The following is a 14,314-nucleotide window of genomic DNA, read 5'->3' as shown; positions in this document are numbered from 1 at the left end:
AGCTCCTTCCGTTGCGATCTACAAAGTCAATCATATTCCTAAAGACCGCTGCCTATAACCAATTATTCCTTTTCATTGTAACCGATCCGAAACAGAAGAAGCAACCCGCATCGCCGAATGCAAGGGCTGCTTCTGTCAAGTTTTATTACATGCAGAATATATGCTTGCCGATTGTCTTCACCTGCGGACGCGTCCAGATCCAGGCCGACGTTGCCGTTTCGGGATTGAAATAGTACAGGCAGCCGTTCGTCGGGTCCCAACCGCCGATCGCATCCATGACCGCTTTTCTCGCCGTCTCGTTCGGCGTCAGCCAGATTTGGCCGTCGGCCACGGCCGTGAAGGCGCGGGGCTCGAAGATGACGCCGGAGATCGTATTCGGAAAGCTCGGCGACCGGAGCCGGTTCAGAATGACGGCGGCTACCGCCACCTGGCCTTCATAAGGCTCTCCCCGCGCTTCCCCATATACGGCGTTGGCCATCAGCTTGATGTCGTTCTCCGACAGGCCGAGCCTGTTCGATTTGGCCACTTCGGTATTGCCGGTGCTTGGTCTTGACGGCTGGGCGGCTCCCCCGCCCATCTCCTCCGCTGTCGGCTGCCAATTCTTCGTAGCCTCCCACAGCTTCAGCTTCGTCTTCGGCCCGACGATGCCGTCGGCCTTCATGCCGAACTTCCATTGAAACCATTTGACCGAGTTAAGCGTCTCGTAGCCGAAAATGCCGTCGATCTTGCCGTGAAAATATCCGAGAAATTTCAACCGTCCCTGCAGCTCGTACACATCTTTGCCGGTGGAACCGTACTTGACGATCGCGTTGCTGAACGTCTCGGCCGTTTTGCCCGTACCGTTCTGATAAACGTTATAGGCGCCGAACAACAACGCGACGATGACGGCCGTTATTACAATCAGTCGTATTCTCATGTTGGGATCTGCCTTTCTCATAGCTAGTTGTTGGACTGTAGCGCAATCTGTCCCTAGTATGAGAAAGGGCGCTCCCTTCTATGCACGTCATTTCCGCATTCGGCAATCTCCGGCTTTTCCGGGGATCAGGAGCTGATGCGTCCGTGGTATTGCTCGGACGAAATGAGAACGTCGCGCGGCTTGCTTCCTTCGTACGGCCCGACGACTCCTTTCGCCTCCATCTGATCGATGAGCCGCGCCGCCCGCGTATAGCCGATCCGCATCCGCCGCTGCAGCAGCGAGACGGAAGCCTGCTTCGCTTCCAGCACGATCTGGACCGCCTGATCGTACAGCTCGTCCAGCATCTCGTCCTCATCGGCCGCGATTTCATCGGCTTCCGGAACGAGATCGTTGTTATATTCGGCCTCGCCCTGCGAGCGCACGTACGAAACGATGGCCTCCACCTCCTGGTCGGAGAGGAACGCGCCCTGGACGCGAATCGGTTTGGACATGCCGACCGGCAGGAACAGCATGTCTCCTCTGCCTAGCAGCTTTTCCGCTCCCGCCATATCGAGAATCGTTCGCGAATCGACTTGCGACGATACGCCGAAAGCGATGCGGGACGGAATATTCGCCTTGATGACGCCCGTTATGACATCGACGGACGGCCGCTGCGTGGCGATGATGAGATGGATGCCGGCGGCGCGCGCCATTTGGGCCAGACGGCAGATCGAATCTTCCACGTCATTGGCCGCGACCATCATCAAATCGGCGAGCTCGTCCACGATGACGACGATATAGGGCAGCACGGCGGCAGGATTGTCGGCCATCAACGTATTGTAGCCCTCGATGTTGCGCGTGCCCGACTTGGAGAACAATTCGTAACGCTTCTCCATTTCGACGACGATTTTTTCAGCGCGAGCGAGGCGCGCCGGGGATCGGTCACGACCGGAGCGAGCAGATGCGGAATGCCGTTGTAGACGTTCAGCTCGACCATCTTCGGATCGATCATCATAAACTTGACTTCGTCGGGCTTCGCCTTGTACAGGATGCTCGCGATAATGCCGTTGATGCATACCGATTTGCCGGAGCCGGTCGCCCCCGCCACGAGCAGATGGGGCATCTTGGCCAGATTGCCGACGATCGGCTGGCCGGAGATGTCCCGGCCGAACGCGATGGACAGCCTGGAAGGCGCGTTCAGAAACGCCGGCATTTCCATTACCTCGCGCATCGTGACGATGGACACTTCGGTATTGGGCACTTCGATGCCGATAGCGGATTTGCCCGGAATCGGCGCTTCCATCCGGATATCCTTCGCCGCCAGCGCAAGCGCGATGTCGTCGGTCAATCCGACGATCCGGCTCACCTTGACGCCGGTCGCCGGCTGCACCTCGTAACGGGTGACGGCGGGTCCCCGCACGACATCGAGCACCTTCGCGCGGACGCCGAAGCTTTCAAGCGTCGCTTCCAGCTTGCGCCGCGATTCGGCCGTATCCGCCGCATCGTTTCCTCTGCCGCTTCCGGTCGGCCGGTTCAGCAGCGATATCGGCGGCAGCCGATACGGTTTTGCCGGAACCGGTACGGCGGGCGCCCCTTCCGTCCCGCCCCCGCCGTCCGCATCGACGAGCGCCTCCGACAATTCCGCCGGACTGGGAGACTTGCCCGCGCCTTCCGGCATATCGGCGAACCGTTCGGCCGACTCGGTCGCGGACTCGACCGGCGGCCATTCCCGTTCCCAATCGGGAGCGGTTGTCGGCCGCCCTTTCTCGTCCTCTTCGTCCCACGGCGGTTCCTCATCCTCGTCGTCCCGGTCATGTTCGTCGGCGTGAAGCGCGTTCTCCCGCTCCTCTTCCTTCATCCAGGCAGATCGCCCGCCGGCATCGGAATATAGCGGATGCTCTTCCGTTCCGCTTTCCGCCGGCTCCTCTTCATCGCCCGAACGGTTCCGTTCTTTGCCGCCATCATTCAGGAACCATTGGAAAACATCGCTCTTTTCTTCGGGCGCCGGACCTCGGCTTCCGGCGCGTATTGTTCGTCTTCCCCTTCGTTCTCTTCGTCGTCTTCCTCATCGTCCGGCAGGGAATGGACCGTATGTACCGGAGACGCCGCCTTTACGTTGACGGCCGCCGGCGCAACCGGACGCCGCGTTTTCCGGCTCGCGGCGTATTTGGCCCTGAGCAGCGTATAGAGCCGCTGCAGCTTCTCTTTCCCGAGCTTCGCCATCTCCACGTAGGAGCGTCCCGTAATGAGCATGACGGAAATCGCAAACATGACGATCATGACGAATTTGGCGCCGAAATATCCGAACAATCCGAACAGGATCGAATATTGGATCGCACCTACATACCCGCCGCTGATCGCCTTTTGCATCATCGGCTCGTCGGGATTGCCGGCCCCGGACAAAAGCGCCCCGCGGATATCGTCTCCGAGTTGATTCAGGATGGTCGTCCAGGTGACTCCCTCGGCCCCCGCCAGCTTGGCATCGATTTCGGCGATGGAGCTGAACAGCGTCAGAGCGAGCACGAGCAGGACAAGCCCCGATTTCCGTTGCGACCAGCCTGTCGGCCAGCGCCGCTTGACCATTACCGCCAATCCGATGTAAATGCCTACAAGCGCCAATACAAAATAAAATTTGCCCAACACGAGACCGAACAGCTTGGATAGCGAGCGGCCGACTGTCGCTTCGCCCGACAGCGCGATGACGGAAATCGTGATGAGCAAAATGCCGTACACTTCGTATTTGAGACTGGTGCCCAGCGACGAACGCTTTCGTCTACGTTTAGCCAACGTTACTCACCTCTGGTACACCATTATACCACATGAGGAACAATGTTCCTATGATGTTCGCTTATTTGGCGTCCGGGGCGCTGCCGTAAGCGATTATCGACCCGGGCGACAGCTCCGGCTTCAAATAGTCGCTCAGCTCGCAGTCGAGCAGCCGCACAATTCGTCCCACGCCGGGCGCCACCGGCTCCACTTCGAGCAGCAGGCTTCCCGCCTTCACTTGCATAGTAGGCCGGCCGGGTCCGTTCACTCCGTCGAGCACGAGCTCGAGCGGCATCGTCGTATGCAGCGTCATGACACGATCCCTCCCGCGGGCGCGCTTGCGGCCCGCCGTTCCTCGATCCGCCGGTTCAGCTCCTTCAAGGCGTCGCCTACGCCGCCGACGGCGTCGATCAGCCCGATTTCAACCGCATCGGCTCCGATCACCGTCGTCCCGATGTCTCTTGTCAGTTCGCCGGTCTTGAACATCAATTCCTTGAACTTTTGTTCGGTGATGCGGGAATGGGCCGTCACGAAACGGACGACGCGCTCCTGCATTTTATCCAAATATTCGAACGTTTGGGGCACGCCGATAATAAGACCGTTCAGACGGATCGGATGGATCGTCATCGTCGCCGTCTCCGCAATGAGCGAATAGTTGCCCGCCACCGCAATCGGCACCCCGATGGAATGCCCGCCGCCGAGCACGAGCGTTACCGTCGGCTTGGACAGTGACGAAATCATTTCGGCAATGGCCAGCCCGGCTTCCACGTCCCCGCCTACGGTGTTGAGCACGATCAGAATGCCTTCGATTTTCGGGTTTTGCTCCGCCGCCACAAGCTGCGGAATGAGATGCTCGTATTTGGTCGTCTTGTTTTGGGGCGGGAGTACGAGATGCCCTTCCACCTGACCGATAATCGTCATGCAATAAATATTCGTTTCCGGCTGCGCCGGCGTCATCGTCTGCCCGAGCTGCTGGATCGTGTCGACCACCGGATTGCCTTTGCCTCCCGGATCGGCCGCCGGCTGTTGTTCCGATTGCAGCGTCGTCCCGTATTCGTTCCTGCTCATGTTCATCCTCCTGCCGTTGAAAGTGAGTATGGACTGCTCGTCCTAGTATGGTAAGGAGGACCGGGTTTTAGTCCCGTACAAGCGGAAACGGTCCTTCCGCCCCGGCCGAATGCCGGCTGGCGGAAGGACCGCTTCCTGACTGCGGTTACACTTCCATAATAATGGGCAAAATCATCGGGCGGCGCCGCGTCTGCTCGTACAGAAAACGTCCGAGCGCCTCCTTGACGTTCGTCTTGAGCGAAGCCCATTCGTTGACATTGTCGTTCATCAACTTGTTCAGCGTCGACGTGACGATGCGATTCGCTTCGTCAAGCAGTCCTTCCGACTCCCTTACATAGACGAAGCCGCGGGAAATAATGTCCGGACCGGACAAATTTTGCCGTCCTGCTTGCTGAGCGTGACGACGACGACGAGAATGCCGTCCTGGGACAGCAGCTTGCGGTCCCGAAGCACGATGTTGCCGACGTCGCCGACGCCAAGTCCGTCGATCAGCACGTTGCCGGCAGGCACTTTGCCGCTTTTGCGCGCAACGCCTCCCTGGAATTCAACCGTGTCGCCGTTGTCGATAATGAAAATGTTGTCTTTCTCGATGCCGATCGATTCGCCCAGCTTGGCGTGATGATGCAGCATCCGGTATTCCCCGTGAATCGGGATGAAATATTTCGGACGAATCAGGTTCAGCATAAGCTTCAGTTCCTCTTGGCTGCCGTGACCGGAAACGTGTACACGCGATACGGAACCGGGTCCGTAAATCACGTTTGCGCCAAGCCGGAACAATTCGTCGACCGTTCTGCCGACGTAACGTTCGTTGCCGGGAATCGGCGTTGCGGCAATAATGACCGTATCCCCGGGCAAAATATCCACCTTGCGGTGCGTCGAGCGGGCCATGCGGGTGAGCGCCGACATCGGCTCGCCCTGACTGCCCGTGCAAAGCACGACGACGCGGTCCGCCGCCATCTTGTTCACTTCTTCGGGCTCGATCAGCATGCCTTCCGGAATGTTCAAATAGCCGAGCTCGGAAGCGATAGTGACGACATTGACCATGCTTCGGCCGACGACGGCGATTTTGCGGCGGGTCGCCATCGCGGCATTGAAGACTTGTTGAATGCGGTGCACGTTCGAAGCGAATGTCGCGATGACGATGCGCTGCGTCGCTTTGCGGAATATCGCTTCCAATTCGTTTCCGATATTGCTTTCCGACGGCGTAAAGCCCGGGCGTTCCGCATTCGTGCTGTCCGACAGCAGCGCGAGAACGCCGCGCTTGCCGATTTCCGCGATACGCTGAAGGTCGGCGAATTGATCGTTGACGGGCGTATGGTCGAACTTGAAGTCACCCGTATGAACGACAATTCCTTCCGGCGTATCGAGGCAAACCCCGACAGAATCCGGAATGCTGTGATTCGTTTTGAAAACGACGCGCGAATCGAGCCGAGCTGCACTTCCGAGTCGGCGTTGATCAGAATGCGCTTCGTTTCGCCGAGAAGACCGGCTTCCTTCAGCTTTCCTTCTACAAGTCCGAGCGTCAATTTCGTACCGTATACCGGAACGTTCAAATGTTTCAGCACGTACGGCAGTCCGCCGATATGATCCTCATGTCCGTGCGTAAGCAAAATTCCCCGTACTTTGTCTCGATTGTCGGTCAAGTACGTAATGTCCGGAATGACGATATCGATGCCAAGCATATCCTCCTCCGGGAATTTCAGGCCGGCATCGACGACGACGATATCGTTTCCATATTGTACGACGTACATATTTTTTCCGATTTCGCCAACGCCACCCAGCGCAAAATAAGCAGCTTATCCTGGTTGTTCTTCTTTGACAAGTGTATCTATACCTCCTACAAATTTTCGAAGCCGCTATGACTTCGCGAATGTGCCATGGTCCGTTGGCCGCCGCTCCAACTTATTCGATTTTCAAATAATTGCCGCACCAGTCACTTGACCCCATTATACATGATCGATTTAACCGAACACAAGTCGTCGCGATTTCAGCCGTGAAACCAGTGTCTCCGAAAAACAAAAAGCCGATGCCGATGGCACCGGTCGAGATAGGAATGAATGCCCGATATCATCTTGATACAAGCCGGCGGATAAACGCTTCCTCCGCCTCGCTCGCTTGCGTGAGCGGCAGACGGACGCCGCCGACGGGCATGCCCCGCAAGCTAAGCGCATACTTGACCGGAACCGGATTCGGAACCGGGTGCGGACATTCGAACAAACCTTTGAAAATCGGGTGCAGCTGCCGATGAAGACGCGCCGCCTCCGCAACCTCGCCTTTCAAATAGGCTTCAATCATCGTTTTCATTTCCGAGCCGACAATATGACTGGCCACGCTGACAATGCCGTGTGCGCCGATGCTGAGCGCCGGCAGCGTCACGCTGTCGTCGCCGCTGTACAGGCGGAAGCCTTCCGGAGCGCCCGCGATAATTTGCGTCATCTGGTCGAGCGAAGCGCATTCCTTGACAGACGTCACATTCGGCAGCTGCGCCAGACGAAGCGTCGTCTCGGCGGTCAGCGATGCGCCGGTACGGCCTGGAACGTTGTACAGCATGATCGGCAGTCTGGTCGAATCGGCGATCGACTTGAAATGCTGATACATGCCTTCCTGACTCGGCTTGTTGTAATAGGGAACGACAAGCAGAATGCCGTCGACGCCGCAGCGCTCCGCTGCTTGGGTCAAATGGATGGAATGCTTCGTATTGTTGCTTCCCGTGCCGGCGATAATTTTGCACCGGCCGGCAGCTTTTTCCACCGCAAAGCGGAACAGCTCGATCTTCTCTTCGTCGGTCAGCGTCGGGGATTCCCCCGTCGTGCCGGACACAACCAGCGCGTCGCTCTTCTGCTCGTCGATCAAATATTGAATCAGTCGTTCCGTCGTCTCCCAATCGATTTCGCCGTTACGGTCGAACGGCGTCACCATTGCGGTGATCAATCTGCCAAAATCCATGCCGACTCCTCCTAGTCGTTCCATAGCCCGAGCGATCGGACCATTCGTCAAAAATGAAATTGCACCGTTTTATTCCAAATCAATATCCGCCAGCGGCTTCAAGGCCCAAATGGAGCTCGAACTTCGCATGAAGCGCACGCAGCGCTTCCGCCGTATTTTCCTCCCGGACGAGCACCCAGATGGTCGAATTGGAATCCGCCGACTGCAAAATCGGGATATTCCGTTCGGTCAACGCCGCCACAATCCGGGCCATTATCCCCGGAACGCCGTTCATCCCGCCGCCGATGACCGACACTTTCGTGCAGCCGCTGAGCGCCTTCGGCTTGTAACCGATCTCCTCCAGCACCCGCAGCGCCAGCGGAGCGTCGCTGTCAAACACGGTATAAACGGCTCCGCCGGGCGTAACATTGATAAAATCGACGCTGATTCCGTTTTTGGCCATGGCCTGAAACACCTGCAGCTGCACGTCGTTCCGCCCTTCCGGGGCAAAGACGGAAATTTGGGTCACGCCCTGCACATGGGCGATGCCCGTCACATGCCGGTCTTTGATGGCCAGCGCGGCGGCCCGCCGTTCGTCCGTTACCAGCGTCCCCTCATCGTCGGAAAAAGTCGAACGGACGCGCAGCGGAATGCCGGCCTGCTGAGCGATTTCGATCGCACGCGGATGAATCACCTTCGCCCCTTGCCTCGCCATATTGCAAATTTCGGCATAGCCGGCAACCGGCAAAAGACGCGCATCTTCGACAAAGCGCGGGTCGGCCGTCAATATCCCGTTCACATCGGTATAAATATCGACATATTCCGATCGCAATGCGGCGCCGATCGCCGTAGCGGACGTATCGCTGCCGCCGCGGCCGAGCGTCGTGACATCGCCATCCTTGTTCTGTCCCTGGAATCCCGTGACGATGACGACCTTGCCGCCGCGCATATGGTTCAGCATCGCTTCCGGCCGCACTTCCATTATGCGCGCATCGCCGAATCGGGAATCGGTCATCATTCCGGCCTGTCCTCCGGTCAGCACGACGGCGGGAACGCCTCTCGCATTCAGCAGGCTGCACAAGGTTGCCGCGGCGATCGTTTCGCCGCAAGCGAGCAGCATATCTTTCTCTCGCGGCGGGAGACTGTCCCCGTTCTCGCGGATCAGTCCGAGCAGCGTATCCGTCGCGTACGGATCGCCGCTGCGGCCCATGGCGGAGACGACGACCGTCAGGCCGTACCCCGCATTCCGTTCCCGCACGATGTGGGCGATTACGCGTTCCCGCGCCTGCTTGGTCGACAGCGACGTCCCGCCGAATTTTTGTACCAGGATGCGCAAATCGGCTCTCTCCTCTGTGACAAGTTGTCTGTCCGACAATCGTGTCCGCGGATGAGGAACGGCGAATGGTGACGGAGCTTGTTATACTTGTTTGGCTGCGAAATATTCGGCGATCTGTACGGCGTTCCAGGCCGCGCCTTTCAGCAGATTATCGGATACGATCCACATGTTCAGCGCGCGCTCGTTGCCGAGGTCGCGGCGCAGGCGGCCGACGAATACGTCCGGTTTGTCCGCCGCTTCCGTCGCCAGCGGATAGCGCTGCGCAGCGGTATCGTCGACAAGCGTAACGCCGGGCGCTTCCGCCAACAGCTTCCGGACGTCTTCCAGCTCGAAGTCGCTTTTCAGTTCGACATAAACCGATTCGGAATGGCCTTTTACAACCGGAATCCGGACGCAGGTGGCCGTTACTTCGATCGAATCGTCGCCCATAATTTTTTGGTCTCGCGGACCATCTTCATCTCTTCCAGCGTATAGCCGTTATCCTGGAATTTGTCGATCTGCGGGATCGCGTTGAAGGCGATCTGATGCTTGACCGGCAGCGAGCCGACCGGCAAAATTTCCGGTTTCGCCTCCTTGCCGTCCAGGACGTCGCGCGTCTGGCGCAGCAGCTCGTCGATCGCCCGGCTGCCCGCACCCGACACCGCCTGATAGGTCGATACGATGATGCGCGAAATGCCGTAACGGTCGTACAGCGGCTTGAGCGCCGCAACCATCTGGATGGTGGAACAGTTCGGATTGGCGATAATGCCTTTGTGCTCGTTCGCCTTCTCGATGTTGACCTCCGGGACGACCAGCGGCGTATCCGTATCCATCCGGAAGGCGTTCGTATTGTCGATGCAGATGGCGCCGCGCTCGACGGCATGCGGCGCGAGCGCCTTGCTGACGTCGCCGCCGGCGCTGAACAGGGCGATATCGATCCCTTCGAAGCTGTCCGGCGTTGCTTCTTCAACCGTAATTTCCCGACCCTTGAAGACGACGGTCTTGCCTGCGGAACGGGCGGAAGATAACAGCTTCAACCGATTGATAGGGAAATCGCGTTCTTCGAGAAGTTTGATAATTTGCTCCCCTACGGCTCCGGTCGCCCCTACTACGGCTACGTTGTACAATTTTTGATTCGACATCGATGTCGTCTCCCCTCTCCACATGTTATGTTCCGCCGGCATACGCAAAAGGTTCCCGAATGCGGGACGGCCGCCCACAGATCGGACGGCGGAATCATCTTTCTATCGGAACAGCGCCGGTAAGGCACATGCCGCGTTAATCGCGAAAACGCTCGATCAAAAGCGGCTGCAGTTGTCTGCCTTCAAGCGCCGCTTCGCACGCTTCCATCACCAGATCCATGCGCGCCACCAGCGAATTCGGCTTCTGCGCCGGGTTGTCTTGACCGAACGGCACAAAGTAAATATTTTGGCGACGAGCAGCTTGGCGATGTTGGCCGCATTGAGACCAAGGCCGTCATTCGTCGATATGGCCAGAACGACTGGCCGTTGATTGCGCATTTGCGCCTTCGCCGCCATCAGCACCGCACTGTCCGTCATCGCATTCGCGAGTTTGCTCGTCGTATTGCCCGTACACGGCGCAATGAGCAGCACGTCCAGCAGCTTGGACGGACCTAGCGGCTCCGCCTGCACGATCGTGGAAACGATCTCTTCCCCCGTAATTTCCTTCAGCTGCTGCTGCCAGTGCGCGGACGTGCCGAATCTCGTATCCGTCGTCATCAGCGTCTGGGACACGATCGGAATGACGCGCGCGCCGGCATCGACGAACCGCTGGATTTGCGGCATTACTTCCTCAAAGGTGCAATGTGAACCCGACAAGGCGTAGCCCACCGTTTTTCCCGTCCAATTCATAGCCCATTCCCCCGTTGCGAATGATCTTCCAAAATCAACCGGCCTAGGCATTCCGCCATAATACGTCCTGCTGTTTTGGGTGCAACGATTCCGGGAAGTCCGGGTGCCAGCAGCGCCTTCATTCCGCGCTTCTCGGCATAGCGGAAATCCGTTCCGCCGGGCTTCGAAGCGAGGTCGATAATAACGGCGCGCGAAGGCATATGGGCAATAATTTGCGCTGTGACTATCATAGTCGGAATTGTATTAAAAAGCAAGTCAATATTCCCGACGTGATGCTGCAATTGCTTGACGTAGAAAGGCTCAAAGCCCATTTCCCAGGCTCTGGCGTAATGCTCGGGGCGACGGACGCCGGCTTTCACTTTCGCCCCCAATCCTTGCAGCGTCCGCGCCAGCGTAAGACCCGTTCTTCCGAGTCCGAGCACGGTGCAGGACGAACCGTGAAGCGTAATATCCGTGTGCTGAATCGCCATCATAATCGCGCCTTCCGCGGTCGGTATCGAATTATAAATGGCAACGTCGTCCCTGTCGAACAGCTCTACGAGGGCAATCCCGTGATTTTCGCACAATTGGCGCAAATAAGACTTGGCCATGCCGGTATATACTTTGCTGTGCTTCGGCAGCCGGCCGATCATCTCCCCGGTCAGCTTCAGCTGGCGGTCGGTGAATACCGCCGTAACCGTTCCGTCGTCCTCGGTTCCGACCGCCGGGAGAATGACGGCATCGGCATTGTCGAACAGTTCCTCTCCGAGCTGCGCCGGCGTCGCCCCTTCCGGCGGCTGCTGCAAGCCGTCGAAACCGACGACCGTAACGGTCGCGTCCAGCTCGGCCAACTTGCGGATGACTTCGAGCTGCCTGGCGTCGCCGCCGATCAACAGAACATGAACTCCCGTCAGCATCCGGTCCCACTCCTTTCTGCGCTACACGCGGTTATGCACCATCATATGCGTACGCCTAAAAGGGGGTGAAACCGTCCGGGCCTTATTTGTCGTCCGGTTTGCGCGGCTCGTCCGAAGCCGAACAAAAAAGCCTCCGTCGCCGCCGGTTGTCGGCGGTGACGGAGGCTTCAGCCGCGGTCCGGCGGAGTTACACTCCGGTATGCCCGAACCCGCCGGTTCCGCGCTCCGTGTCCGGCAGCTCGTCGCATTCCTCGATCGACACGGCCGGAACGGTCTGAAATACCATCTGGGCGATCCGCTCCCCGCGCTCGATCGTGAACGGCTCGCTGCCGAGATTGACGAGCAGCACCTTCACCTCGCCCCGGTAATCGGCATCGATTGTTCCGGGCGAATTGAGGCACGTAATGCCGTGCTTGTAGGCCAGGCCGCTGCGCGGGCGGATTTGCGCCTCGAGCTGCGGCGGCATCGCCATGGCGAAGCCGGTCGGGATGAGCGCGCGCTCCCCGGGCGAAAGCACGAGCGGCTGCTCGACGGCGGCGTGCAGATCGAAGCCGGCCGCCCATTCGGACATGCGCCGGGGCAACGGAATATCTTCATTCCCGGACAACCGTTTAAACTTGACTGGATACAAAGATGTCCCTCCTTACCGAAGCGACGGCCTTGTCGTTCGTTCCGACCATCGCCACCGCGAACGGAACGGCCAGCATGCTTTCCGTCACTTCGCGAATATCGTTCATCGTCACCGCATCGATTCTTTCGAGCATCTCATCCAAAGTATAATGCCGGCCGAGCATCAATTCGTTTTTCCCGAGACGGTTCATTCGGCTGCCCGTACTTTCCAGGCTGAGAATGAGACTGCCCTTCAGCTGTTCCTTGCCGCGGTGCAGTTCGGCTTCGGACAAGCCTTTGGCCGCCAGTTCCCCGATCTGTTCGATGATCAGATCGAGCACCTCCTTCGTCTGTTTCGGCGCCGTGCCCGCGTAAATCGTAAACAGCCCCGTATCGGCATATGACGTATGGTAAGAATAGACGGAATAGGCCAGTCCCCGCTTCTCGCGGATTTCCTGGAACAGCCGGGAGCTCATGCCGCCGCCCAGCGCATTGTTCAGCAAAATGATCGCATACAGCTGCGGATCGGATATCGAACGGCCCGGGAACGACAGGCACAGATGGTTCTGCTCGGTTTTCTTCTTATGAAATAGAAGGCGCCCTGCAAATTCGGCCGGCTCCACCTGCCCTCCGCCTCCCCGGACCGCGAACCGTCCGAAATGGCGCTCGAGCAGTTCCAATAGCGGCTCGTCCTGCACGTTGCCGGCAACGCTGATGACCGTATTGTCGATCCGGTAATGCTCGTTCATATAATCGCGCAGCGAGTCGGGATTCATGGCGGAAAGCCGTTCCTCCAGACCGAGGATCGAATAGGCCAGCGGATGGTCTCCGAACGACGCGCGGGAAGCTTCGTCGTGAACCTTGTCGTCCGGCGTATCCTCATACATGGCGATTTCCTCGAAAATGACGTTTTTCTCCTTGGCCAATTCCTCTTCGTCGAACTGCGATTCGAAGAACATGTCGGACAATGCGTCCACAGCGAGCGGCAAATGCTCATCCAGCACCTTGGCGAAATAGCAGGTGTATTCTTTAGCCGTAAACGCGTTGACGTTCCCCCCGATACCGTCGAACAAATCGGCGATATCTTTGGCCGAACGCCGTTTCGTGCCCTTGAACAACATATGTTCGATAAAATGGGAGATGCCGTTGTTCTCCGCGGTTTCGTCGCGGGAACCCGTTCTGACCCAGATACCGAAAGAAACCGATCGGCAAGTGGGGATATTTTCTACTACGACGCGCAAGCCGTTGCTTAGCGTATATTTGTTCACCCGGTTTCCTCCTTATCCGTGTTTTCCGCTGCGGAAAACAGCGGACAAATCGTCTTGTTCGTCTCGCATGAATACCACTATAGCAAAATTAATGCCGGCCCTCAACCGGCGCCCGTCTGGAAGACAGCGTTTCGCTAACGGTCCCCAGGGCGTAGCCTTTCTTTTTGGCGGCGGCAATGATGCCGGCCAGCGCATCCCTCGACGTGGACGTCGGATGCATCAGAATGAGCGATCCCGGCTCCAGCTTCGCGGAAATTTTGGCGACGACCGCATCGGCCGGCGGTTTCTTCCAGTCGACCGTATCGATCGTCCACAATACGGTCTTCAGGCCGAGCTCGGCGGCAATTTCGACCGTCGTCTGGTTGTAGTCGCCCGAAGGCGGAGCGAACCAGCGGTTATCCGTTACGCCGAGCACCGACCGCAGCAGCTTCTCCGTCTTGTCGATCTGCTGGTAGGCGGCGGACCGGCTCAGCTTGCTCATATCGGGATGGGAATAGGCGTGATTGGAAATTTCATGCCCTCGTTTCTGGATCGCCTTCGCGTAGTCGGGGTATTTGGAGAGCCAGCTGCCGTCCAAAAAAAAAGTCGCCTGACCGCTTCCCGGTCCAGAGTGTCAAGCATCGGCTCCAAATATTCGTTGCCCCAGGCCACGTTGATCATGAGCGACACCATCGCCTTGCGCGGATTGCCCGGTCATATCG

The 14,314-nt window shown here is 58.3% G+C and carries 8 protein-coding genes and 5 pseudogenes; all 13 read right to left on the bottom strand.

Annotation, left to right across the window (positions count from 1 at the left end; translation table 11 throughout):
* Positions 1 to 145: 145 nt before the first annotated feature.
* The gene (gene sleB, locus PACILC2_RS16975) at positions 146 to 916 is read right to left on the bottom strand and encodes a spore cortex-lytic enzyme (protein ID WP_062492620.1); all 771 of its coding nucleotides are present in this window, start codon (positions 914 to 916) and stop codon (positions 146 to 148) included.
* Between the two features lie 125 nt (positions 917 to 1,041).
* Positions 1,042 to 3,682: pseudogene (locus tag PACILC2_RS16970) on the bottom strand (DNA translocase FtsK).
* A gap of 61 nt (positions 3,683 to 3,743) precedes the next feature.
* Positions 3,744 to 3,974 carry a YlzJ-like family protein gene (locus PACILC2_RS16965; protein ID WP_062492618.1) on the bottom strand — a complete coding sequence of 77 codons (231 nt, stop codon included), beginning with the start codon at positions 3,972 to 3,974 and terminating at the stop codon, positions 3,744 to 3,746.
* Positions 3,971 to 4,729, bottom strand: a complete 759-nt coding sequence (locus PACILC2_RS16960) for a ClpP family protease (protein ID WP_372447156.1) — start codon at positions 4,727 to 4,729, stop codon at positions 3,971 to 3,973. The genes PACILC2_RS16965 and PACILC2_RS16960 overlap by 4 nt, the downstream gene beginning before the upstream one ends.
* 145 nt (positions 4,730 to 4,874) lie before the next feature.
* Positions 4,875 to 6,551 (bottom strand): annotated as a pseudogene (locus PACILC2_RS16955) (ribonuclease J).
* Between the two features lie 245 nt (positions 6,552 to 6,796).
* Positions 6,797 to 7,675 carry a 4-hydroxy-tetrahydrodipicolinate synthase gene (gene dapA, locus PACILC2_RS16950; RefSeq protein ID WP_062492615.1) on the bottom strand — a complete coding sequence of 293 codons (879 nt, stop codon included), beginning with the start codon at positions 7,673 to 7,675 and terminating at the stop codon, positions 6,797 to 6,799.
* 79 nt (positions 7,676 to 7,754) lie between these two features.
* Positions 7,755 to 8,990, bottom strand: coding sequence for an aspartate kinase (gene dapG, locus PACILC2_RS16945; protein ID WP_213529697.1), 1,236 nt, complete (start codon positions 8,988 to 8,990; stop codon positions 7,755 to 7,757).
* An 81-nt stretch (positions 8,991 to 9,071) separates the two neighbouring features.
* Positions 9,072 to 10,111, bottom strand: a pseudogene (locus PACILC2_RS16940) (aspartate-semialdehyde dehydrogenase).
* 136 nt (positions 10,112 to 10,247) lie between these two features.
* A pseudogene (locus PACILC2_RS16935) lies at positions 10,248 to 10,840 on the bottom strand (dipicolinate synthase subunit B).
* The gene (dpsA, locus tag PACILC2_RS16930) at positions 10,837 to 11,736 is read right to left on the bottom strand and encodes a dipicolinate synthase subunit DpsA (protein ID WP_062492611.1); all 900 of its coding nucleotides are present in this window, start codon (positions 11,734 to 11,736) and stop codon (positions 10,837 to 10,839) included. Before dpsA ends, PACILC2_RS16935 begins: the two are co-directional and overlap by 4 nt.
* 187 nt (positions 11,737 to 11,923) lie before the next feature.
* Positions 11,924 to 12,367 (bottom strand): dUTP diphosphatase, encoded by a 444-nt coding sequence (gene dut / locus PACILC2_RS16925; RefSeq protein WP_213529695.1) that lies wholly within the window; start codon positions 12,365 to 12,367, stop codon positions 11,924 to 11,926.
* Positions 12,348 to 13,613 carry a M16 family metallopeptidase gene (locus tag PACILC2_RS16920; protein WP_062492609.1) on the bottom strand — a complete coding sequence of 422 codons (1,266 nt, stop codon included), beginning with the start codon at positions 13,611 to 13,613 and terminating at the stop codon, positions 12,348 to 12,350. Before PACILC2_RS16920 ends, dut begins: the two co-directional genes overlap by 20 nt.
* Before the next feature lie 88 nt (positions 13,614 to 13,701).
* Positions 13,702 to 14,303 (bottom strand): annotated as a pseudogene (locus tag PACILC2_RS16915) (polysaccharide deacetylase family protein); the annotation flags it as partial.
* Between the last annotated feature and the right edge of the window lie 11 nt (positions 14,304 to 14,314).

Origin of the sequence: Paenibacillus cisolokensis, assembly GCF_018403665.1 — a bacterium.
Lineage (GTDB): Bacteria > Bacillota > Bacilli > Paenibacillales > Paenibacillaceae > Paenibacillus_AH > Paenibacillus_AH cisolokensis.
This window is presented reverse-complemented; position numbering and strand designations above follow the sequence as displayed.